Genomic DNA, 22,411 nt, shown 5'->3' on the forward strand with positions numbered 1-22,411 from the left:
TACCATACGGGAGGAAGTCTCATGTTTCGTGTGGATCGTGGCGCCAACCGCATCTCGCGACTAACTCAGAAGCGCTTTGGTGATCTAGGTCTGCGCGAGCGTGACCATCTCCAAGAATGGCTTGTGCATCAGCCCGATGCGTTGGGTGAAGAACTGCTGATCCTGCAGAAGGAGTTTGATGGATTCGACGAGACCCGCGAGCGGCTGGACCTTCTGGCACTAGACAAGGCCGGCAACCTGGTGGTGATCGAGAACAAGCTTGATGACTCGGGCCGTGACGTGACTTGGCAAGCGCTCAAGTACGCTGCCTACGTCTCCACACTTAAGGCCGTGCAGATCGTCGAGGTCTTTCAGAAATATCTTGATCGATACTGCGGAGGGGGCTCGGCCAGTGAGCTGATCTGCGAGTTTCTTGAAGTTGAGGAACTGCAGGAAGCGAAGTTGAACCCGTCGACCGGGCAAAGGATGATCTTTATCGCTGCGAACTTCCGGCGAGAGGTGACTGCGACTGCCATGTGGTTGATCGGCCGCGGCATCGCTATGCAGTGTTTCCGCGTTACCCCGTTTGCATTCGGCGACGAGCTTTTCCTCGACCTGCAGCAGATTATCCCCCCGCCAGAAGCCGCTGACTATATGATCGGTATCTCTTCCAAAGAAGTGGAGGAGACCGCCGTTCAAGGAACGCAGAAGAGGCGCCACGATTTGCGGCTTCAGTTCTGGGCGCAGGCTCTGGAGCGGCTGCGAGCCGACGGAGTGCGGCTTTTTGAAAATGTGAGCCCCGCGAGCTCTCATTGGCTGAATGCCGGGTCGGGAGTGAGGTCATGCCCATATGCGATGGTTTTTGGACTAAGCGAAGCCCGCGTTGAACTCAGTCTCAATCGTCCGGACGCCTCAGAAAACAAGCGACTGTTCGATCAACTCCTGGCAAGCCGGAAGGAGATTGAGGCCGCATTCGGCCACCAACTCGACTGGCGACGAATGGATAGCAAGAAGCAAAGCCGCATCGTGTTTTCCAAGGAATTCGATGGGTTGGACAAGGATAGTTGGCCTGCCATAACAGCCTGGTTGTCCAACCACATCAAATCCCTTGAAGCTGCATTCTCGGGTCCATTGACCAAGGTCGGACGTATGGTCCGTCTCAAGGACGAAGACGACGAGTCTGAACAAGATCTCGATCGAGTGCAGAAGTGAGACTTCGTTGCTCGCAAACCTCTGACCGCTCCCTATGCTAAGCCAGTCTGCGCATTGCTGCCATATTGCTCCCCTTACGCGCCAACTGTGACGCAGCGCACACTGAGAGAGCTGCGGGATGCCGGATCGTTCTCTCAAACACCTGCAGCCTTGTCGCTCGTCCGGCTATCGATCATTTGCTGAGGCCGAATGTACCTGTAGCCCGAAGGGACTTCGACCTGACGCGCGTCGACATGAACCGAAACCGGAGAGACCTTTGCATCGGACCCGAGGAATTCAACCATGCGAGCGCGGATAGTCTCGTTCTTGGCATTCAGCATGAGATCGAGGCCCACCTCCAGCGCCTTCACCTTGAGATAGGCCTTCTTTGCCTCTGCGGTCTCAACAAGCTCGCGACGGAGTTCACGGATTAACTCTTGGACGTCGGGAGCCTTACGGGCCTTGTAGTAGGCCGCCCGGCTGTATCCGACCTTCGCGCAGGCATCAGTGACAGACATGCCCTCGATCTCGTGAAGGCGAAGGACCGCACGGAACTTCTTTGATATCCGGGCAGGGCGATGGTTTGCGAGTGCGAGGGTTTGCGGCATGCGCCCAAAGTACTTTCCTCGGGGACTGCAGCAAATGCACGGTCAGTTTCGGGGAGCAGTCCGGTCAACTGTTATCGGCGAACTCACTGGACGCCATAGGTTGCTCACCGCTCAAAGCAGCCGGCTCAAAGTATGCAATTGCTTCCGCGCGAATTGTCGTCAGACTTCCGTCCATGTTGACGGCCATGCCCTTATCGGGTCTGCTTTGGCGTCAAATGTCGGAGTTAACATGTTCCAGGAATTGAAGCTCTTTTTCACAGATTATCCACGGCAGATCCTGGAGATGCAGGGGGTGAGGCCAGCCGAGCTGCCCGCGGGCCTGATGGATCGACTACTGGACTATCGGGATAGGTCTCTCGCCATCCTTGAGGACGCCCAAGTCTTTCGTATCGATGTCGATGCGTATTGGATGATGAGCGAGCTGATCAATGAGATGAAGCGGGAAGGCCTAGACGAGCTCTTCTCCCAGGTTCAACTGCCGTTCCCGACTATGATTATTATGCCACCTCTCGTGGGGGCGGATGGGATCATGCGGCAGAATGATGGCTCGGTGTTCGGCCTCGTCACGCAGGTTGACGACGAAATCTACACCCAGCGTTTCGCCATTCGCCAGAATACCGTCGGCCCGAGCGCCTACTGTATGATCACCAAGGGCATGGGAGCCTCGGCCGTCCCGACGCCCACCCGCGAGCTGTTCGAAGCTGTAGGAATGCCGGTTTTGGATGGCCTGATTGAGGAAGAACTGGCCATGAGCCGAAACTTCCTTGGTTTGGCCGTCGCGATAGCCACCCTGCTGCGCCATCATGGCATGCTGGATGTCCAGCAAGTTTCGCTCCACCCCAGGCACGAAAGGCGCCAAGCTGAGCGGTCCGGTAAAGTACTTCCTGACACACTCATCACGAAGATCGCCTTGGGCAAGGCCGGGCGCGGACAAGTCGAGGCTATGCAGGAAGGCATATCGACTGACGAGCGAAAAGGCTCGCCTCGAAGGACTCATTGGGTCAGGGGGCACTATATGAAAGGCAGGTCGGGCAAGATCGTGTGGCGCATGCCCCATTTGCGCGGCGCGGGCCCGTTGGTTCCTCAGCTGCGCCAAGTGACTGGCTCCGCATCGGCCAGCGGTCCAGCGACAACTCAGCAGGTCAATGACACCTAAATGGTCCTTTGGACTATGCCACGCGCATTTTAGAGTTCAGCCCTTGGCGGACATATGTCCATTAGTTCTACGCCGCGGTGCAGCTTCTCCGAACCAGCCATTCCTTGCACTATGCTACACGGTCCGGCGGGGCCCGATTAGCAGACGTTTAGCAACGCTATCCATGCGCCTCCGGCTCACGCAAAGTTCTGGGCGATTGTTCCATCACCGAAGAGAGACTCATTGCTAGGATTAGGCACGTACCTGCACGCGCTCACGAACACGGTTGTAGATCCTGATCTCCGGTTGATGCTCGAGTTCCACAACAACTGCGAACCGCTGATCGAGAACCTGGTCCAGTGCCCAATGTGAAAGGCATCGAACGACGAGATAGTAGACTTCGCCATAGTAATTGGTGTCACGCTTGAAAGTGATTGAGGCCGTCTGAAGCGTGTTACTCGCCCGCTCATCCGATCCGGGTTGGAGCTTGCACTTAAACCTTTCTGGAACGTCTGGTGCTGCCCCCTCCAGCGCCTTGTCCCTTTCGCGGAAATGCTCAAAGAGCTCTGCCTCGTCGATGCCGCGCAGAAGACGGAAATCCATCTTGGTGCCCAGATAGTCACTCCGGGTGCGGCGGACGGGCGGGTCATAGGAGAGGGAGACCCGGATCGTCCGGGCGCCTCCCGTTCGGAACTCGGGTGGTATGGGCAGGCGGTAGACTGCGAACTGATCCATCTCCAAGGCGTCCTCGGCGTAGAGGACTACACGATGCTCATCCGAGTATGCAGCGCGGATGGGATCGACGACCCCGTTGCCTCCGATCCTGACTCGCTCGGTGGCGGACATTGCGGCCAACCGTCGTTCGAAGGCGTCGGGTGAGCGAGCCGCGCCCACGAGGAGCGCGCGTAAGAGGTTGGCGGATGCATTGGGCATACGGCGTAGCAGCTGTGCTGCCTTGCGGATCAACAGCGGCGCTGCAAAGGATGTGCCTCCGGCGGCCGTGAGAAACTGCTCGGTATAGCGATGGTTCAGCGTTATAACACCAGCTGCAGGCAGATGTGGTGCGCCAGTTAAGCTGATAGAGGGCACATCAAAGACAACCGTCCCGCCGAGGTCGACGACATCGGGTTTTCTCGCACCGCCTGCCCCAGGTCCAACCCGCGTGAAGGGCGAAGGCTCGCCCCATTCCCGCGTGATCGGCCGAACGTTTGCATCTCGCTCATGCCGGGCATCGAGGCCGGTTCCTCCCGCCACCGCTCCAACCGTCAGGACGTTTGCCGCGCCTGCGGGCTCAGCCAGCCGGTTTTCTGGCTCAAGCAGATAGGTTGGGTATACGGTTACAAGTTCTTCGGACGTTGCCGATCTGAAGGGTCTTGGCCGCCCCCGATTGCCGGCGGACACGACAATTAGTACGTCAAGCTCGCGGGCGAGTGCGTCAAGGGTAGCGGCCCAAGGACCGACCCGACCCTGTGGAAGGTTGGCGTTTGTATCGCCAAGAGACAGTACGAACAGTCGACAACCTTGGTCTGTATGCAGTGTGCGGATCGCGGAATCCATTAGATTTGGAACGGTGCGTCGGTCTGGGAACCGGCCGTTGTCGCCAACGACCTTGGCCACCGCTAGCCGTCCAACCGGTTCTAAAGCGCCCGTGGGAATCGCGTCGCGCAGGTCACCAAAAAGTGCTGTTCCAGCGACTGATGTGCCGTGTCCCCAAACATCGGCAGAGTCCGCGATTCCCTCGCCGAGGTAATGCCCCACGATTAGCCCGTCCAGCAATGGATGATCATTCACGCCGCTGTCGAGGACGCCGATGACCGGCGCACCATCCGCAGGACTGCGGACGGATGGGACCCCACTCGCTTCTAGGGCCACCATTGGCTGGGCTGTGAGATCCGGCTCCGGAGGTAGGTCAATTACTGCGACCTCTGGCACGCCGAGGAGAGGGCGGATGCCACGCCCCGTAGCTTCTACACGCATCACGGTGATGGATGGTCCGATATAGGTGTCGTAGACGGCCCCGCCTTGAGCAATCAGGAACTGTTCGATCTCCGCCACTTTCGCTTCGCGCCGGGCCCGGATGCCAAACTCCCAGAGCTCAATGTCGAGGACGTAGCGAACATCGTCCTGAAGATCCTCGGCTTCGGTGAAGCCTTCGGCTCTAATCTTCGGCCCCAGTCGATCCCGCGGGGCGAGCCAGCCGATCTCGTCGATCCGTCCCACGAGGCCGGCATAGTTCGGATTCTTTTGACCTGGGTTTGCGGGCGGAGCGTCGAACTTGCCGAGGCGGTCGACGAACTCAGTCAAGTCGCCTGTTGAAGAGAAAAGCAGGACTGTGCGATCGGCATCGCTGGAGACCACCGACAGGCCGAGTTTCTCCCACTCGCTCTCTGCGATATGCCCTTCTACTTGGACGCGAAGGAGTAGAGAGGGATCGACGAAGGCGGCTGGCTTGGCAGCTCGCTGCTCCGCCACTGCAGCTTGGGTCTTGGTCTGAAGTGCACCGCCGTGACCTCCGCCGCGTCCAGGTGGCGCACCGCCGCCACCGGTCTTGCGCCGCGCGATCGGCACACGGGCACGGATTAGTTGCAAGTGGTCGAGCTGGGCCATCCCGCCTTCCTAAAGGGAGGTGGCCGACGTGCCACCGTTCTGCGTCCTCGCACGCCGGCGCTCTGAATTGCGCAGGGCTGAGCGCAGATGGCCGTCCGTCACACCCGTGTTGCCATCGAGGATCGACATCTTGATCGCTTGTTGGGTAATTCGGGCCAGTTCCGCATAGGAGCATCCCGTCAGACGCTCGACATAGGTCGTCGGATCAATAGACTTAGCTACATTGCGAAAGGCGTGGCGCAGGTAGGTCTCGATCATCCGGGCGTCTGGTAGGTCGAACCAGACCACCTCGTCGAACCTTCTCCAAATCGCTGGATCGAGCTGACTGGCAAGGTTCGTCGCTGCTATCAGAAATCCGCCAGGCTCGATCTGCTCGATGAACATCAAAAGGCTATTGACCACACGGCGCAACTCGCCAGTCTCGGTCGCATCCTCTCGCGAGCGCGCCAGCGCATCGAACTCGTCGAAGAAGAGAACGCAAGGCTGGCGCCGCGCGAACTCGAAGGTTTTGCGGATGTTGGTTGCCGTCTCGCCGAGATAGGACGACACGAGGCTGTCGAGACGTACATGGAAGAATGGCAGTCCCAACTCGCCGGCGAACACCTCGGCGCACATGGTCTTCCCGGTCCCCGGCGGGCCACAGAAAAGCAGTTTAGATCGAACTTCGAGACCATGGCGGCGTAGGCGGTCCGCCTGCCGGTACTCGCGGATTATGCCGGCAAAAAGCTCGGTGTTCTCCTGAGACAGGTGAAGCTCGGTCGGCGTGCGGCGTGGCTCCACCCGCTGGATAAACTCGCGTGCTTCGTCCGGAAAGGGCAAGAGCTTAGTTGCGGGAGCCGCTCGGGTTGCACCTTCACCGAGGTGATCAAGAGACCTACGCAAAGAATCTGCGAGCACTCGATTGCCCTTGCGCTCTTCCTCGCCAATTATCTGCTCGAACACGGTGCGGAACTTATCGTCGCGACCGTAGCTCGTTATGAGCTTCTTCATCAGTTCGCCGCGCGCCATGTCACCTCCCGTTTCCCATCTACCCTAGCTGTTCAAGAAAGGCCTTGCCAACAATAACTGAAGTCTTGAAGTTCCAGGAGCCAGATGCACTCGGGTTCGGATCATTGGACGCAGTTAGAACGGGCCCTGCAAAGAAAGACGCTATCGCCCTTAAGACGTACGCCGCGGCTCGGCCGAGCTGATCGACGATTATCGTGGCGCCGCTGCCAACTATCCTGGCGTTGTGGCGGAAAAGTCCAGAACCAAATGGAACCGTCTGCTGCATCCGCAGCCCGTATCGAAGCAGCCACCTTAGTGCACTTTGCAGCATCCTGAAAACTCGGCTGGCAACTGTTGCGCAGCGGCCCGGCACCTATCTGGACTCTATGTGCCGACAGAGTCCCCCTTCGTCCGCCTCCGTACATTACGCGCAATCACCTCGCCTCGGCGGCGAATGACCGAACTCCGTCAGATCAATCTTTTCTCTATATCCATGTAATATAATAAAAAATTGCGAAAAACTTGTTCGCGAAAGCTGGAGTGGAGTACTCCAATCGCGCGGTCAGTTCTTCCCCCACCCCCCCGCGCGCGACCCCCGCGGGGTCTGTGCGCACGATCGCCGACATACATGGCCGGTTTTTGGGCGCCAGTTCCACCAGCCGCAGGGAGGTCGTACAGAAGCCGCACCAACCGGTCGAACGGGCGCCGCCTTTCTTTCGGTGTCCAGCGGCCAACTAAGGAGTGGAGATCCTCGACATCGCAATCGCGCGCGTATGGCGAGTTCACCGCCGCCGCTTCCTACAGGACGTCCTCAAGGGATTCCAGGAAGCCGTCGACCAACTGATCGCACCTCCGGTTTCATTGTGCGCCTTCGTAGGTCTTCGGGAATCACAGCCATTTTGCTCTCCTCCAACGCGCCAACAGGATGGAGCGCACAAGCCGCATGCAGGACGAGATGCTATCTTTTTCGGGTAACTGAGTGAGCGCTGGTGGGAAAACCGGTGGGTCAAACCCCAGATGGTCCGATATTCCCTTGGGATTACAGAACCTTATGTAAGTTTAGTGGTGGCGAGGGAGGGACTCGAACCCTCGACCTCGCGATTATGAGTCGCGCGCTCTAACCAGCTGAGCTACCTAGCCACTGCGGCGCGAATTAAGGGGGGCCGGGGCAGAGGTCAAGGGTGAATCCGACGCAAGTGCAGACTTGCCGGATTGACCGGGTCCGCCCGCGCCTGCAGCATCGCGGGATGTTCGCCGATGACTTTTCCAGCCGCCAGGCCCTGGCCGATCTTGAACGCGCCGCTGGGGGCGACCCCTTGGCGGATGACACAAGTGCTGCCTTTGACCGCGCAGCCCTGCCGGACCGAGTCTGGGCGGCCACGGCCAGCCTTTTGTGGCAGGCGATGGCGGGCGGACGGCGGGACCCGTTTCTGGAGGACATCTGGGACCAGTGGCAGGCAGAGCTGCTGGCGGCACCGGCCCCGATCCGCGCCGCGCTGATGAACGGTTTCCAGCGCTTGCGCGACCTTGGCCTTCTGGAGGAGAGGTGCAAGCCGCTGCCGGACCATCGGGTGACCCATCCCCGCAGCAGTGTGGATGCCGCCCTGAAGACCATCGCGCGGGCGATGACCCTGCCCGAGATGGACCACATCGCGCGCGCCGATTACGGGATGGATGTCGCGCGCCACCGGGATGCCCTGGTTGCCCTGCTGGCCGATCCCGACGTGGCCTATCCCCCGGGTGAATTCTGGTATCCTGCGGAAGTGGTTGAACTTGTCGCGCATGTGCCGAAATCGACAGGCTACATTCCCTGCATGGCCATCGTGCTGCTGGACGCCCTGCGGACGGGTGACATGCAGGACAACGCCACCTTCCGCCTGCAGGGCCAATGGGCCGAATTGTTCGCCCTGCCGCAAAGGGCAAGGGATTCCTTCCTTGCCGCCTACCGGCATCTCTATGAGACCGATATCCTGGGCTCGCCAAACTTGCCCAAGACCTTCACCTTGCCCTGGGTCGAAAACATCGGGCCCGCGCCAGCGAAGAGCGACCGCAGGAAGCGATGAGCGGCCCGTCAGTGCGCCACCCTTGGCCGCCCCGACGCCGTGGCCGTGACCTTCGCCTCGATGAACATCTGGCGACCCTCGATCTCGACCTCTTTCAACTCGCGGTCGACGGTGACGCGCAGGTCCACCGCGCCTGCCTCCCTGGCGCGGGCTGACGCCTCGGTCACCAGCGCTGCCTCCAGCGCCGAAAGCGCCGCCTCGGAACTGGAGAACACCTGCAGCCCGTCCGCCAGATGCGCGACGAAGCGCCCTTCGGCGGGCGAGGACACCGTTCCCGTCACCCGCTGGCTGACCTGACCCGCGACCGCGCCGATGGCGTTGGCGACCCCGGCATGTTCGGGCAGGATCATCGGGCAGTGCAACCTTTCGCCAACCGCGCCGTAGTAGGACGGGGCCGAGGCGCCGAGGCCGATCACGGGGACGCCCAGCCTGACAGAAACCTCGATCACGCCGCGATGCTGGCCAAGGCCCGCCTTCGTCAGCGCATGGCGGGCAAGCGTCTCGGGTACTTCGCTTGCAAAGCCTGTATCCTCGCCAAAGGCGGCTTCCAGCAGGCAATCGACGGTCTGCTGGGTCAGCTGGTCCACCACGGCCTGCGCAAAGACCTCTGGCCCCGTGGCAAAGCGTTCCCCCGCGCCGGTCCGCCGCTTGGCGATCAGCCGCAGCGCCTTTTCCGCCGCCGCCGCGTCCCAACTGTCCAGCCGACCCAGCACATGGCTTGCGTCCGAGGGCGTGACGCCCGAAATCATCACCAGCCCCCGCGCCACCAGCCGTTCCAGCGCCGCGACCTCCAGCCGCGAGGTCAGGGCGTTCACCATCGGCATCGGATGGGTGATCCGGTCCAGCACCGCGATGTCGCGGGCGTTCAACCCGCCGCGCTGTCCGGACATCGGCACGACGAAACGGCCGTCCATCTCGCCCACCGCTTCCGACGAAAGCCACCGGTCCAGCGCCGCATGCACCATCGGCCCATGTTCCACCGCCAGCAGTGACACCGGCATCAAGCGGCGGGGGCCAAGGCGGAGGCCACCCTTCAGCCCTTCGGTCACCAGATGCACCTCGCTGTCGCCGCCAAGGCCGGTGGTGCGCATCGCCACGGCCTCGACCATGGTGCGGAACCCGCCGACGCGGGCGCCTTCGGGGTCGATCTCGGGCAGGCCATCGCGGAGGAGGGCCACGTCGGTCGTCGTTCCGCCGATGTCGCTGACCAGCGCATCCGAGGCCCCGGTCAGCCAGCGCGCGCCGACGATGCTGGCTGCGGGGCCGGAGAGGATCGTCTCGATCGGGCGTTCGCGCACCATGGCCGCCGAGATCAGCGCCCCGTCGCCGCGCACGACCATCAGGGGCGCGTCGATGCCCACCGCAAGAAGGTGGCGTTCGCAGGCCGCGACAAGCCGGTCGATCATGCCGATCAGGCGCGCGTTCAGCACCGCCGTCAGCGCGCGTTTCGGGCCGTTGAGGTTCGCGGACAGCTCGTGCGAACAGGTCACCGGGCGGCCCGTCACCCGACGGATCAGGTCGCGCGCTGCGATCTCGTGTGCGGGGTTGCGGGTGGCGAACTGGGAGGCCACGGCAAAGCCCGAGACCTCGTCGCCCAGCTCGCGCACCATCAGTTCCAGCAGCGACAGGTCCAGCGCCGTGACCTCGGCCCCCGCATGAGTATGCCCGCCCGGCAGGCGGACCACCGGATCGCCCTTCAGCGCCTCGGTCAGCCCGCCCCGGCCCAGATCGGCGTCGTCAAAGCCGATGAACACCAGCGCCACGCGGGCGCCCTGGCCTTCGACCAGCGCATTGGTGGCAAGCGTCGTAGAGAGCGACACCAGCGCCACGTCGGCGGCCTTCACCCCCGCTGCCGCAATCGCCGCATCGACGGCCTGCCCGATCCCCACCGCAAGATCGTGGCGCGAGGTCAGAGCCTTGGCCTTGCCGAGCACGGCATTCGCGGCCTCATCCAGGATCACCGCATCGGTGTAGGTGCCCCCGGTATCGACACCCAGAAAGATCGCCATTTCGCCGTTGTCCCAGTCCCGTTTCCTGCCAGCTAGTGCAGGATCAGGGGACTGTCAGCCCCGGAAACGACATCAGGCCCGTCGCCTGCGCCGATGCGCGGGGGGCAGGTTCAGCATCGCCCGATATTTCGCCACCGTGCGCCGGGCGATTGGCGCGCCGCCGTCGGCCAGCGCTTCGGCCAGCGCGTCGTCGGACAGGGGGTGATCGGGGTCCTCGTCGGCCACCAGCCGGGCCAGCCGGTCGCGCAGCGCCCCGGCCGAAGGCCCGCCCTCACGCGGGGCCTTGGTGAACAGCGCCCGCAGCCACCAGGTCCCCCGCGGCGTATCTACTGCCGTCCCCGCGACGACCCGGCTGATCGTGCTTTCGTGCAGACCCAGCGCTTCGGCCACTTCGGCCATCGTCATCGGCACCAGCGCTCCCAGGCCTGCCTCAAGCGCGGCGGTCTGCCGGGTCAGGATGTTCTGCCCGACCGACAGCAACGTGGCGTTGCGTCCCTCGATCATCTTGATCAGCGCCCGCGCCTCGGCCCGGCCCTTGCCCCGGCCTTCAGCGACCGAGACCGAGGGCAGGGCCGAGCGGTTCAGCGACACGATCCAGCCCGAGGCGCCCTTTTCGGCGATCAGGTCGGGTTCGCGGACCGGGGCGGCAAAGGGCTCGAACCCCGCGCCGGGCTTCGGGTCATAGCTGCGCAGCCGCCCGAAGGCCTGACGCAGATCGGCAAGCTCCAGCCCCGCCTCGCGGGCGATACGCTCGATCTCGCCCTTGGCCAGAAGGTCCAGCCGGTCGAGCAGCGCCTGCATCGGCCGGTCAAGCTCGTCCGCTTCCTCTGCCTGCAGCCGCAGGCAGTCGGCCAGGTTGCGGGCGAAAAGGCCGGTGGGCTCGGCGCGCGCCTGCAGCCGGTGCAGCACGCTTTCCACGACGGAGAGGTGGACACCCAACTGCCCGGCGATGGCGGGCAGCGACCGGCTGATCCAGCCCGAAGGCTCCAGCGCCTCGGCCAGCGCCATGGCGATCCGCGTCTCGGCCTCGTCCAGGCGCAGCGCCTCGATCATCCCCAGGACATGGGCGACAAGACTGGGACCGGCGGCTTCCTGTTCCGGGCGCTCGGCATCCGAGCCGAAGGCGGATTTCCAGCGCGGGATCCAGTCCTGCACCTGCGGGCGGGTCAGGATGATCTGCGGGTTCTCCGCCGCCTGTTCCTCCAGATAGCGCGACAGCCCCGCCGCATCGGCGCGCAGGATGCGGATCGAGGTCGCAAGCCCGGTGGTCAGCGCCATGCGCTGGGTCTGCAGGACGGAAATGCGGTTTCTGGACTTCATTCCGCGATGGTTCACACGGACACATGGCTATCGCAAGGCCATGCTGTGTCAGGAAAACACCCCTTCGCAATACCACTGGTCGGTCACCGCACCGCCGCGCCCGAAGAAGAGCCACAGCCGTTCGCCGCCTTCAGTTTCCACCCGCCAGTAGTCGCGGGTGCCGCCGCGCCAGTCGGGATCCTCGAACCACCATTCCGGTTGCAACCGTTCCGGTCCCGCCGCCATCCGCATGGCGAACTCGCGCCGCCGCCAGCGAAAGCGGGTGGGCAGGTCGGGCACCCCGGGCGCGTCCACCGGCTCGGGGCGGAACATGACCAGAGGGCGCGGGGCGGTGGGCGCGGGCCAGGGGCCGTCATGCGGCTGGCTCCAGGCGGCCATCAGGGTCTTGGCGGATTTGGCGGGGACGTGGCTGTCGGCGGGGTGAAGTCGCAGGACCGCCTCGGTCCCCAGCCTTGCGCCAAGCCGGCCGATCAGATCCTCCAGCGCCTGGGCCGAGCCGACCGGGGCCGGCCCCAGATTGGCCAGCGCATGCGCCGTCACCTCAAGCTGCCCGCGATGCTGGACGGCGCTGACGGCTTCGGTCGCCAGCGCCTCAAGCCGCAGGCAGTCGATGCCAAACCCTGGGTCGATCTGGTCCAGCTTCAGGTGCAGAAGCGGGCGGATGCGGTCGGGGCTGTCGCTGGCCCGCGCAAGGCCCACTTCGACCGAAGCCACCCCGCCATCGGCGCGGAAACCCTGGAACAGCACCCGCCGCACGCCCCGCCCCTTGGCTTTCAGCTTCTCGCAGAAGGGCGGCAGCAGGCGGTCCAGCGCCGCCTCGACATCGGAGCGCAGGCCGATGGGGTCGGGAAGGGTCAGGCGCACGGCGAAATGCATCGGCGGGCGGACGGGGCTGACGGGCTCGGGTTCCAGCCCCAGCGCCTGATCCAGACGGCGCAGCGTGTCGGCGCCAAAGCGGCGGGCAAGGGCCGCGCGGGGGATGCCCGAAATCTCGCCGATCCGGCGCAGGCCAAGGCGGTTCAGGCGGTCGACCACATCCCCTGGCAACCGCAGGGCAGCGAGCGGCAGGTCGGCCAAGGCCTCGTACAGCCGACCGGGCGGGGCGATCACCGCGGCTTCGGCCCCCCGGGCGGTGACGACGCGGGGCGGGCCGCCGCCGCGCTCCCAGCCCCGGCGTTTGGCCGCGCGCGACCGGGTCGCCCGCGCCTCCTGGTCGATGGCATCGCCGGACCGCAAGGGTGCAACCCCGGCCCTGGCATAGCGCGCCAGCGCCCAGGCCGCCCCCGGCGTGTCGGCAATCGCGGCGCGCACCGTCAGCCCCAAGCCTTCGCAATCCTCGGCCACCCGGGCCAGCACACCCTCTTCCCCGCCATGCAGATGCGCCGAGCCGGTCAGGTCGATCATCAGCCCGGCAGGGGGTTCCTCGGCCACCCAGGGCGAAAAGCGCCCAGCCCAGCGGCGCAGGGTCATCAGGAACTGCGCCTCGCCCGGGGGATCGGCGGGGACGGTCAGCAGGGCAGGGCAGATCGCCGTGGCATCGCGCAGGGGCTGTCCCAGGGCCAGACCCGCAGCCTCGGCCTCGACCGACAGCGACACCAGCACCTGCGCCCCGTTCCGGTCACCCACCACGGCCAGCGGCGTCGGCACCGCATCCCCGCGACGCCGGGCGATCCGGTCCGCCGCGAGGCGCGGAAACCACAGGGACAGGATGCGCCGACCCGCCATCACCGACTCGATTGTTCATGCTATGTTCCAGTGATGCCAGCCCGCCGCGCCCCTGTCGAGTCCTGTCCATAATGACAACCCCGTGAAGCCGGTGGCACAACCGCAGATGACAAGTGCGTGAGTGCACAACTCCTGTGCTATCGCGACCGATTGTCACGTCTATAGTGAGCGCGCAGGCCAGCGAGGGAGCCAGTATATGAAGTTTGTCAAAGCCATAATGATCGGTGCAGTCGTGATTGCCGGGGCAGCCTATGCCAAGGGTGACCGCACAGACCCGAATGCCAAGGCGCGGTCCGACCTGATGCGCGACATCGGCAAGAACACCGGGATCCTCGGTGACATGGCCGGTGGCAAGACCGCCTATGACGCCGCCGCCGCCGAAGCGGCGAAGGCCGCGCTGATCGCGGACGCCGCCGCCATCGAGGCCGCCTTCAAGGACCAGGGCGGTGCCGACCCGGCCTCGGAAGCCAAGCCGGAAATCTGGGCGAACTGGGATGCCTTCCTGGCCGATGCCAAGGCCCTTGGCGATGCCGCGACCGCGATGGACGTCGCCTCGGCCGAGACGATCGGCGCCGGGATGGGTGCGCTTGGCGGGGCCTGCAAGGACTGCCACACCGACTTCCGCGCGATGAACTGACCTCTGCCCACCGGCAGCGAAAGGGCCCCGGTCATCTGACCGGGGCCTTCTTTATCCGCAGGTCACCACCGTGATCGTGTCGTATTCCAGAAGCTCGATGACCAGCCGTTCGGGCACAAGATCCGCGGGCACTGGCGAAGCCGGATCAAGGACAAGGACCTCCTGCCTGAAGCGCATCCCGTCCAGCACCGACCGAGGCTGACCCACCAGGTTCTGCAACTTGTCCGCGCCGCAAGCCGCCAAATCCACGGGCGTCGTCGGCATGTAAAGCTCGTCCAACTCTGGCGTGCACCCCGCCAACCCGAGGGCCAGAAGGGCGATAGCCGCCCGCATCAACCGCAGGTCACGCGTTCGATGACATCGCGCCGATCCAGCCAGATGTTCAGGCGGTTCGCGTTGTAGTCCATCGTCACCGCCATGCCGTACTGGATCACCCGCACGTCCTGGCTGAACCGCATCCCGTCCAGCACCACGCCCGGCCGACCGACCAGATACTGCAGGTCGTCCGCGCCACAGGACGCAAGGGTGTCATCGGGAGGCATCGGAACCGGCTCCATCACGCAGGCCGACAGCAGAAGCGGGGCGCAGAGCAGAAGGGGAAAGGCACGTTTCATTGTCGCATCCTCATGGGTCGGGAGTCGCATCCCGCATTGCTTTACGCGCCAGTTTGGCACAGGTTCCGAAAAATCGTTAAGGGAGGAATACCAGATGCGCACCCGTGCCGCCGTCGCCGTTGCCGCAGGCCAACCGCTGCAGGTCATGGAGGTGAACCTCGACGACCCGAAAGAGGGCGAGGTCCTGATCGAGATCAAGGCCACCGGCATCTGCCATACCGACGAATTCACCCTGTCCGGCGCGGACCCGGAAGGGATCTTCCCCTCGATCCTGGGGCATGAGGGCGCGGGCGTGGTGGTCAAGTGCGGGCCGGGTGTGAAGACCTTGAAACCGGGCGACCATGTGATCCCGCTCTACACGCCCGAGTGCCGTGAGTGCCCGAGCTGCCTCAGCCGCAAGACCAACCTCTGCACCGCGATCCGCGACACGCAGGGCAAGGGGCTGATGCCGGACGGGACGACGCGGTTTTCCATGCTGGATGGCACGCCGATCTACCATTACATGGGCTGCTCGACCTTCGCCAACCACACGGTCCTGCCAGAAATCGCGCTGGCCAAGGTCCGCGACGACGCGCCCTTCGACAAGATCTGCTACATCGGCTGCGGCGTCACCACGGGGGTGGGTGCCGTGCTGAACACCGCCAAGGTGGAGCAGGGCGCCACCGCAGCCGTTTTCGGCCTGGGCGGCATCGGCCTCAACGTGATCCAGGGGCTCAAGCTGGCCGGGGCCGACAAGATCATCGGCGTCGACATCAATGACGACAAGGAGGAATGGGGCCGCAAGTTCGGCATGACCCATTTCGTCAACCCGACGAAGATCGAGGGCGACATCGCCCCGCACATCGTCAACATGACCAAGACGCCCTTCGACAAGATCGGCGGCGTCGACTACTCGTTCGACTGCACCGGCAACGTCAAGGTGATGCGGGCGGCGCTGGAGTGCACCCACCGCGGCTGGGGCCAGTCCATTGTGATCGGGGTGGCCCCGGCGGGCGCGACCATCGAGACGCGCCCCTTCCAGCTGGTCACCGGCCGGGTCTGGAAAGGCACGGCCTTCGGCGGTGCTCGGGGCAGGACGGACGTGCCGAAGATCGTCGACTGGTACATGGACGGCAAGATCGAGATCGACAGCATGATTACCCACATCCTGACACTCGACGACATCAACAAGGGCTTCGACCTGATGCATGAAGGCAAGTCGATCCGGGCGGTCGTGGTCTACTAACCCCGGAAGAAGGGTCGCCGGCCGGCTGTCTGACGCCTGATTACGCCGTGCCCCGGCCGGACTGCCCGCGCGGCACCGGCGTAAGTGTCGCCGACTGGCCGGACGACACTTCTGACCCGTTGGATCGACACCCGCACCCTGTTGCCGCTGCCACGTCCGGCCCGCCGCATGCATGACAAGTGCGGCTCTTTCTGCTATCCTCAAACTCCATTGCACTGCCCGACTTTTCTCTTGTCATTCAACGGAGACGATCATGACTCTGGCATCCATTCTTCCAGTCCTGACCCTTGCCCTCTCGGGTCTGTCCGCCTGGAGCGCCTACGAGGCCCGCATTGCTGCCGAAAGCCTGAACGAGCGGAAGTTCGACAACGAAGCGACCCTGCGCCTTTTGGCCGAGTCCTGGGAAGAGCTGGAAAAGGCAAACGGTTGCGATCCGAAGCGCGCCGTGTTCATCACGACGCTGCTCCGTGCCGAGCTTAAGGCCGATACCAGCGAACCCTTGCTGGTGCACCAGTTCGTCGAAGACCTGAAGTCGCAAGGCCTCTGGTCGGCCAACTGTGACGTGGTGGCCGAGGCAGCCTTGGCGCCCGCGACCGAAGGTAGCCCGACGTTGGACGCCATCGTCAGCCGCCCCGAAACGCCCGAGCCGGGACAATGGCACGCAGTGATTGCCTCCTATGACGTAACGGCTGAGGGCTGCGCTCTGGCAAAGGACGATATCTCCGAGTTTGCCAACCTGCTGCAAGCTCAGGTCGACGCAGGCATCCGCCTATCCGTGCTGCAGACAAGAGTATCCGGTCACTATGCCGTAACACTCGATGCGGGCGACGACCAGAATGCAGCCTTGCGACTGCGCGACCAGGTGAGAGCCGTATCCGAGAATTCGGCTGACGGACGCACGGGGCGCGACAGCTTCGTCCAGCGCAGCCGCGAGTGGGTCGCACCTCAGGATTGTGCGGCCGGCCACACGTTCTGACGGCCCCCGCTGCCCGCAGCAGTCAGCCGCAAGGGAGATCTCGATAAGGCTTGGAAAATCCTGCCCCCCCCTTGCACCTCGCCGCCCCCTCGGCCACGCTCCGGCCATTAACAAGAGGGAGTTTGCCATGCTGACCACGCTTCTTGACGATACCCGTGCGCAAAAGGACGACGGCCCTCGCGGTGCCATCGACCAGCTGTTCTTCAAGTCCCGCAGCGTCATCATCACCGGCGAGATCAACGACAAGGTCGCCGCCCGCGCCGTGACCCATCTCCTCGCCCTGGCCGAGGAAAGCGACGACCCGATCAACCTCTACATCTCTTCGCCCGGCGGGCATGTGGAATCGGGCGACATGGTGCATGACGTGATCGGCTTAATCCGCCCCCGCGTCCGCACCATCGGCTCGGGCTGGGTCTCCAGCGCCGGCGCGCTGATCTTCGTCGGTGCCCCGGTCGAGGACCGCTACTGCCTGCCGAACACCCGCTTCCTCTTGCACCAGCCCTCGGGCGGGATCGGCGGCACGGCGTCCGACATGGCGATCCAGGCCCGCCAGATCGAGATCATGCAGGACCGGTTCCACCACCTCTTCGCCAGGGCCACCGGCCAGACCCCCGAACGCATCGCGCAGGACACCCGCCGCGACTTCTGGCTGACCACGCGTGAGGCGCTGGACTATGGTCTGGTTGGTCAGGTCATCAACTCGATCGACGCGCTGAAATGACGAAAGGCGGGCCGGAAACGGCCCGCGCATCCCATGTCCTCAACCCCCGCCCTTCGCGCGCTGGCCGCCCTTGGCATCGAGGTCGCGCTGCACCCCTATCCTTACGACCCCAAGGCCGATGCCGTGGGCCTTCAGGCTGCCGAGGCCCTGGGGATCGACCCCGCCGTTATGCTGAAGACCCTGATGGTCGAGGTTGACGGCAAGCCCGCCTGCTGCGTCATCCCCTCGGACCGGCACTTGTCCATGAAAAAGGTCGCCACAGCCTTCGGTGGCAAATCCGCCGCCATGATGCCCGCCCCCAAGGCCGAGAAAATGACCGGCTACCATGTCGGCGGCATCTCTCCCTTCGGGCAGAAGCGCGCCGTTCCGACAGCCATCGAGGCCACTGCCTGCACCGCCCCCCAGGTCTGGATCAACGCCGGGCAGCGCGGGCTCCTCCTCTCGCTGCCGCCTGAAGCGGCACTCCGGGCGCTTGTCGCCAAGGCCTTGCCGCTGATCGCCTGACTTGCCGGACGCACCGGCCATGCTACCCTTCGCCCCATGCGCAGCCTCGTCCTCATCGCCTTGTTGGCAGCTCCGGCCCAGGCCGAAGTCCCGCGCATCAGCCTGATCTTCGGCCCCGACGCCCTTAACGCCGCGCCCGAGGACATCCGGTCCGTCCGCCGGATCGACGAAGGTGACCGGGGTGCCGCGCTGGTGATCCGCCTCTCCGGCAGCTTTGACCGGCTGATGTCCGACTTGACCGCGGCCCATGTCGGCGAGACGGGAAAGCTTCTGATCTGCAACGAGCTTGCGGTCGAGCCCTACCTGAACGCGCCGATCAACGAGGCGATGTTTGTCATCTCTGACACCGATATCGCCCGACTCGACCGGTTGCAGGCGCTGCTGACCGGGCCGCGCTGCGCTGAAGTGCCGGACAGCTAGCGGCCCTTGGCCCAGGCGCGGTAGGGCCGCTCCAGCCAAAGGGTTGCCGCGACCGACACTGCAATCGACAGCATGCCCAGCCCCAGCATCACCGGCACGGACCCATAGGGTGCGACGCCCGCCATGCGCAACAGCGTCCCCGCGACCGAAAAGACCAGAATATGCAAAAGGTAAAGCAGGTAGGACGCCTCGCCCCAGACCAGCGTCCAGCCGGGCATCCGCCAGCCGCCCGCCACCAGCGCGTAGACCAGCGCCGCCGAGGGCAGGCCCGCCACCCATTCCCGGCCCCAGGCGAACGGCAGAAGGCCCGCGACCACTGCGGCCAACCCCAGCGTTCCGACCACCAGCGCGGGAACCGCCCCGCGCCGCCAGCCCGCCGCATGGGCCAGCGCGATCAGCCCGCCGAACAGGAACTCGATCACCCCGGAATAAAGCACCAGCCCCAGCCAGCCCGGCAGCCCCGGCGACCAGACCTTCAGCCCCTGCGTGACCAGCGCCCAGATCGCCAGCGCCAGGATCGCCCCCCGCGCGCCAAAGCGGAAGAAGGTCGCGGCAAAGACCAGGTAGAACAGGCCTTCGACCGTCAGCGTCCAGGCCACGGCCATCACCTGATCGGGCAGGGGCAGCAAGAGGGCCGAGACCAGGAGCTGCCCGGCCGCGGGCCACTCCGACCAATCCCCGCGGATCAGCGACAGCCCGGCCAGCGCCAGCAGCGTCAGCCCCAGCGCCGCCCAATAGGGCGGAACGATCCGCCAGAACCGCTGCCGCAGGAACCAGCCCGCGCCCCGGTCCTGCCTGCCCTGCACGGCGTGAAAGATCACGAAGCCCGACAGGACGAAGAACACGTCGACCCCGGCTTCGCCGAAGCGGAACCAGCGCAGGAAACCCGGATCGTGACCCTCGGCCACTGCCGCCGCCTGCAGATGGAACAGGACGACCAGCGTGGCGGCCACCCCGCGCAGCATCTGCAAGCCACCGATCATCCGCACCGCCCCACACTGACCGGCGCGATGTTGCCCGGCACCCGTCCCAAGTCAACCGACCGATTGCGCTTTCCTTGCGGCCCGGGCTCGGCGACAAAGGGGCAACCGTGCCCCGGAGGCCCCATGCCCGCTGATACCCGTACCCCGCGCCTTGCCGTCCTGATCGACGCGGACAACATCCCCGCCCGCCACATCGAAGCGGTGCTGGACGAAATCGCCGGACTGGGTGAGCCTTCCGTCCGTCGGGTCTATGGCGACTGGTCGTCCTCCGCCCTGTCGCAATGGAAGGAAAAGGCCCGCAGCCTGGGCCTGGTGATGCACCAGCAGTCCGCCAACACCAAGGGCAAGAACGCCAGCGACATCGGCCTTGTCATCGACGCGATGGACATCCTGCACGCCGGCAAGGTCGACGGCTTCGTCCTCGTCTCCTCGGACAGCGATTTCACCCGCCTCGCCTCCCGCATCCGCGAGGACGGGCTGCAGGTGATAGGCGTGGGCGAGAAGAAGACCCCGGAATCGCTAAGGAACGTCTGCAACCGCTTCCTCTTCCTCGAAAACCTCACCGCCGCGCCCGAAGCCGTCGATGCCCCCACACCGGCGAAACCCGCGACTTCGCCGGCCAAGGCAGAAAAGGACCCGCCCTCCAAGGCGATCCCGCTGATCCTGGCCGCGATGAAGAAGATCGGGATCGAGGAGGACAGCTATCCCCTCGGCCAGCTTGGCCAGGTCCTGACCCAGCTTTACCCCGACTTCGACAGCCGCAGCTATGGCAGCGCGCGGCTGTCCGACCTGTTGAAACGCACCGGCCGTTTCGACGTGCAGAAGGGCGACGGCAGTCAGCTCATGGTCCGCGACAAGGCGTGAAGTCCGAGGCGTGAAGACCCGGGCGTGAAGTTCGGGGCGTGACGCCTCAAAAGATCGTCTGCAGCCAGCCCGCGAAGGCCTCCACCACCGGACGGCGGGGACCCCGCGGCAGGACCGCCGCATAGGTCACCACTGGCAATCCGGACAGGGGCAGGCGGACCAGCCGTCCCGCCTCCAGATCCGCCCGACAGATGATCTCGGTCGCGGTGCCCGCCCCCAGACCCTGGCGGCAGGCCGACATTTCCAGATGCGGGCTGCCGACTTCGACGCGCTTGAGGCGCGACACATCGAGGCCCGCGCCCTGGACCTCGATCAGGTCCAGATGCTTGTCCGCACCGATCACCCAGGGCATGTCCTGCGGGGAAAGGCCCGACTGCGCCAGCGACGGCGCACAGACCGCGATGACCTGCGACCGGCAAAGCGGGCGGATCTCCTCGTCTGGCCCCTCGACCCAGCCGTCCGACAAGGCCCGGATCGCCATGTCGAACCCGTCCCGCGCCAGGTCGATCTTGGCGGGGCTGGGCGACAAGGCCACTTCCACGCCCGGATGCTGCGCCCAGAAGCCCGGAAGACGCGGCATGACGTAGGTTTCCGCAATGAACGTGGTTGTCGTAACCCGCACCACCCGCCGCGCCTCGGACCGGCGCAGCGCCTCCACCCCGCTGGCAATGGTGCCGAACCCGTCCGCAAGGCTGCGCGCCAGTGCCGCGCCCGCTTCGGTCAGCGCGACGGTCCGCCCCGCCCGCTGCACAAGCTGCACCCCCAATTCCGCCTCCAACCCGCGCACGGCCTGTGTCACCGCCGCATGGGTCACGTTCAGCATGCGCCCGGCCTCGGCAAAGCTGCCGCTGCGGGCGGTGGCGTCAAAGGCCCGCAAGGCCGAAAGGGATGGCAGGTCGCGCCAGCGCATGACGTAAGCTCAGCTTTCGTTCCAGCTATTTTCCTGATTCGAAGTATCGCAGGTTTTCTGGCATTCCAAAGGGGCAATCCACTTTGGGACGAAAGCCATGCACGGCGTCAACCTCGACCTTCTCCGCGCCACCGTCCGCCCGACGGACCGCCATGCCCACCACAAGTCAGACCATCTGGCTGACCTGCGCGAAGCCCGCCGCCAGCACTGGCTGGACCGCTTCGCCCGCGTGCGCGCCCTCTTCGACCAGCATCGCGCACCCGCACCGCAACCCTGCCCCGAACAAGCCCCCTGATTTGCCCATGTGCAAAATACTCCGGGGTCCGGGGCGGCGCCCCGGGGGGATCACCGGGTGCATCGCCAGACAACCGCGAAGCGACGAGGAGGCGCAGCCACAACGAGGAGCCGTCATTCCACCTCGACCGTGACCCAGGTCTCGAAACAGACCCCGTTCGCCAGCGCCATCACCCCGATCGTCGCCCGGCCCCCAAGGCCCCGCTCGGGACCGAAGACCTCGACAAACAGGTCCGACAGGCCGGATGACACCTTGTGCACCTCCTCGAACTCCGGCGAGCAGACGACAAAGTTCAGGCTGCGCACGATCCCCTTCACCCGGTCCAGCGACCCCACCGCCTGCCGGATGCCGCCCAGCACGTTCAGTCCCGTCCGCCGCGCCGCCTGATAGCCTTCTTCGACCGTCACATTGGCTCCCAGACGCCCCTTGTGCGTGATCTCCGTGCCCTGCTGCGCCACATGGCCGGACAGGAACAGCAGGCTCCCGACCCGGTGAAAGGGTTTCATCGTGCCGTAGTCCGCGCCGTAATAGCCGTCGCGGTCAAAGTCGGGGATGTCGAGGCCCATCCGGATGGCCAGGCTTTCGGGTGTGGTCATGGCAGTCTCCTTCGCCGCCAACCTGCCCCGCCGGGCGATTCG

General features: G+C 64.9%; 22 protein-coding genes and 1 tRNA gene. 11 read left to right on the forward strand and 12 right to left on the reverse strand.

The genetic code is table 11. From position 1 onward, the window contains the following. Positions 1-21 precede the first annotated feature (21 nt). Positions 22-1,191: a DUF4268 domain-containing protein gene (locus tag E8M84_RS04720; protein WP_137110005.1), complete on the forward strand. Its 1,170-nt coding sequence runs from the start codon at positions 22-24 to the stop codon at positions 1,189-1,191. A 134-nt stretch (positions 1,192-1,325) separates the two neighbouring features. On the opposite strand, the gene E8M84_RS04725 is transcribed toward E8M84_RS04720, so the two are convergent. Next, on the reverse strand, positions 1,326-1,778 hold the full coding sequence (locus E8M84_RS04725) for a hypothetical protein (protein WP_137110006.1): 453 nt from the start codon (positions 1,776-1,778) through the stop codon (positions 1,326-1,328). Positions 1,779-2,007: 229 nt separating this feature from the next. Between E8M84_RS04725 and E8M84_RS04730 the strand changes: the two genes are divergently transcribed. Then, positions 2,008-2,934, forward strand: coding sequence for a hypothetical protein (locus E8M84_RS04730; RefSeq protein ID WP_137110007.1), 927 nt, complete (start codon positions 2,008-2,010; stop codon positions 2,932-2,934). Between the two features lie 231 nt (positions 2,935-3,165). Here E8M84_RS04730 and E8M84_RS04735 read toward each other — a convergent pair whose 3' ends face one another. The 3 genes from E8M84_RS04735 to E8M84_RS04745 all read right to left on the reverse strand — a co-directional run bounded on the left by E8M84_RS04735 (position 3,166) and on the right by E8M84_RS04745 (position 7,647). Further along, positions 3,166-5,520 carry a S8 family peptidase gene (locus E8M84_RS04735; protein WP_240790285.1) on the reverse strand — a complete coding sequence of 785 codons (2,355 nt, stop codon included), beginning with the start codon at positions 5,518-5,520 and terminating at the stop codon, positions 3,166-3,168. 9 nt (positions 5,521-5,529) lie between these two features. Continuing rightward, on the reverse strand, positions 5,530-6,528 hold the full coding sequence (locus tag E8M84_RS04740) for an AAA family ATPase (protein ID WP_137110008.1): 999 nt from the start codon (positions 6,526-6,528) through the stop codon (positions 5,530-5,532). A gap of 1,042 nt (positions 6,529-7,570) precedes the next feature. Beyond that, positions 7,571-7,647 (reverse strand) — tRNA-Met (locus E8M84_RS04745). A gap of 107 nt (positions 7,648-7,754) precedes the next feature. Between E8M84_RS04745 and E8M84_RS04750 the strand changes: the two genes are divergently transcribed. Beyond that, entirely contained in the window at positions 7,755-8,570 is an 816-nt protein-coding gene (locus E8M84_RS04750; protein WP_137110009.1) for a hypothetical protein, read from the forward strand. Between the two features lie 8 nt (positions 8,571-8,578). Here the strand turns inward: E8M84_RS04750 and E8M84_RS04755 are convergent, their stop codons facing one another. The 3 genes from E8M84_RS04755 to E8M84_RS04765 all read right to left on the reverse strand — a co-directional run bounded on the left by E8M84_RS04755 (position 8,579) and on the right by E8M84_RS04765 (position 13,624). Next, complete coding sequence (locus E8M84_RS04755) at positions 8,579-10,579, reverse strand: hydantoinase/oxoprolinase N-terminal domain-containing protein (RefSeq protein WP_137110010.1); 2,001 nt, start codon at positions 10,577-10,579, stop codon at positions 8,579-8,581. A 72-nt stretch (positions 10,580-10,651) separates the two neighbouring features. After that, a complete protein-coding gene (gene rpoN / locus E8M84_RS04760; RefSeq protein ID WP_137110011.1) occupies positions 10,652-11,899 on the reverse strand; it encodes an RNA polymerase factor sigma-54 in 1,248 nt (415 codons plus the stop codon). 48 nt (positions 11,900-11,947) lie between these two features. After that, the gene (locus E8M84_RS04765; RefSeq protein WP_137110012.1) at positions 11,948-13,624 is read right to left on the reverse strand and encodes a DUF6504 family protein; all 1,677 of its coding nucleotides are present in this window, start codon (positions 13,622-13,624) and stop codon (positions 11,948-11,950) included. A 196-nt stretch (positions 13,625-13,820) separates the two neighbouring features. Between E8M84_RS04765 and E8M84_RS04770 the strand changes: the two genes are divergently transcribed. Then, positions 13,821-14,261 carry a cytochrome c gene (locus E8M84_RS04770; protein WP_137110013.1) on the forward strand — a complete coding sequence of 147 codons (441 nt, stop codon included), beginning with the start codon at positions 13,821-13,823 and terminating at the stop codon, positions 14,259-14,261. Between the two features lie 51 nt (positions 14,262-14,312). Here the strand turns inward: E8M84_RS04770 and E8M84_RS04775 are convergent, their stop codons facing one another. Both E8M84_RS04775 and E8M84_RS04780 read right to left on the reverse strand, forming a co-directional pair. Beyond that, positions 14,313-14,594 carry an I78 family peptidase inhibitor gene (locus E8M84_RS04775; RefSeq protein WP_137110014.1) on the reverse strand — a complete coding sequence of 94 codons (282 nt, stop codon included), beginning with the start codon at positions 14,592-14,594 and terminating at the stop codon, positions 14,313-14,315. Beyond that, the gene (locus E8M84_RS04780; RefSeq protein ID WP_170971852.1) at positions 14,594-14,875 is read right to left on the reverse strand and encodes an I78 family peptidase inhibitor; all 282 of its coding nucleotides are present in this window, start codon (positions 14,873-14,875) and stop codon (positions 14,594-14,596) included. Before E8M84_RS04780 ends, E8M84_RS04775 begins: the two co-directional genes overlap by 1 nt. 94 nt (positions 14,876-14,969) lie before the next feature. On the opposite strand from E8M84_RS04780, the gene E8M84_RS04785 reads away from it, so the two are divergent. The 5 genes from E8M84_RS04785 (at position 14,970) to E8M84_RS04805 (ending at position 18,721) form a co-directional block, all read left to right on the forward strand. After that, on the forward strand, positions 14,970-16,100 hold the full coding sequence (locus E8M84_RS04785; protein ID WP_137110016.1) for an S-(hydroxymethyl)glutathione dehydrogenase/class III alcohol dehydrogenase: 1,131 nt from the start codon (positions 14,970-14,972) through the stop codon (positions 16,098-16,100). Between the two features lie 253 nt (positions 16,101-16,353). Beyond that, complete coding sequence (locus tag E8M84_RS04790) at positions 16,354-17,076, forward strand: hypothetical protein (protein WP_137110017.1); 723 nt, start codon at positions 16,354-16,356, stop codon at positions 17,074-17,076. A 127-nt stretch (positions 17,077-17,203) separates the two neighbouring features. Next, positions 17,204-17,797: an ATP-dependent Clp protease proteolytic subunit gene (locus E8M84_RS04795; RefSeq protein WP_137110018.1), complete on the forward strand. Its 594-nt coding sequence runs from the start codon at positions 17,204-17,206 to the stop codon at positions 17,795-17,797. A 33-nt stretch (positions 17,798-17,830) separates the two neighbouring features. Next, complete coding sequence (gene ybaK, locus E8M84_RS04800; RefSeq protein ID WP_137110019.1) at positions 17,831-18,301, forward strand: Cys-tRNA(Pro) deacylase; 471 nt, start codon at positions 17,831-17,833, stop codon at positions 18,299-18,301. Between the two features lie 36 nt (positions 18,302-18,337). Further along, positions 18,338-18,721: a hypothetical protein gene (locus tag E8M84_RS04805; protein WP_137110020.1), complete on the forward strand. Its 384-nt coding sequence runs from the start codon at positions 18,338-18,340 to the stop codon at positions 18,719-18,721. Here E8M84_RS04805 and E8M84_RS04810 read toward each other — a convergent pair. Then, entirely contained in the window at positions 18,718-19,704 is a 987-nt protein-coding gene (locus tag E8M84_RS04810; RefSeq protein ID WP_137110021.1) for an acyltransferase, read from the reverse strand. The genes E8M84_RS04805 and E8M84_RS04810 overlap by 4 nt on opposite strands. 123 nt (positions 19,705-19,827) lie before the next feature. On the opposite strand from E8M84_RS04810, the gene E8M84_RS04815 reads away from it, so the two are divergent. Beyond that, positions 19,828-20,568: an NYN domain-containing protein gene (locus tag E8M84_RS04815; protein WP_137110022.1), complete on the forward strand. Its 741-nt coding sequence runs from the start codon at positions 19,828-19,830 to the stop codon at positions 20,566-20,568. A gap of 46 nt (positions 20,569-20,614) precedes the next feature. Here E8M84_RS04815 and E8M84_RS04820 read toward each other — a convergent pair whose 3' ends face one another. Then, on the reverse strand, positions 20,615-21,478 hold the full coding sequence (locus tag E8M84_RS04820) for a LysR substrate-binding domain-containing protein (RefSeq protein ID WP_137110023.1): 864 nt from the start codon (positions 21,476-21,478) through the stop codon (positions 20,615-20,617). 97 nt (positions 21,479-21,575) lie between these two features. Between E8M84_RS04820 and E8M84_RS04825 the strand changes: the two genes are divergently transcribed. After that, complete coding sequence (locus tag E8M84_RS04825) at positions 21,576-21,773, forward strand: hypothetical protein (protein ID WP_137110024.1); 198 nt, start codon at positions 21,576-21,578, stop codon at positions 21,771-21,773. Between the two features lie 113 nt (positions 21,774-21,886). On the opposite strand, the gene E8M84_RS04830 is transcribed toward E8M84_RS04825, so the two are convergent. Beyond that, positions 21,887-22,369, reverse strand: a complete 483-nt coding sequence (locus E8M84_RS04830; RefSeq protein WP_137110025.1) for a RidA family protein — start codon at positions 22,367-22,369, stop codon at positions 21,887-21,889. Positions 22,370-22,411: the final 42 nt, after the last annotated feature.

This window comes from Rhodobacter sp. SY28-1 (assembly GCF_005222785.1).
Lineage (GTDB): Bacteria > Pseudomonadota > Alphaproteobacteria > Rhodobacterales > Rhodobacteraceae > Tabrizicola.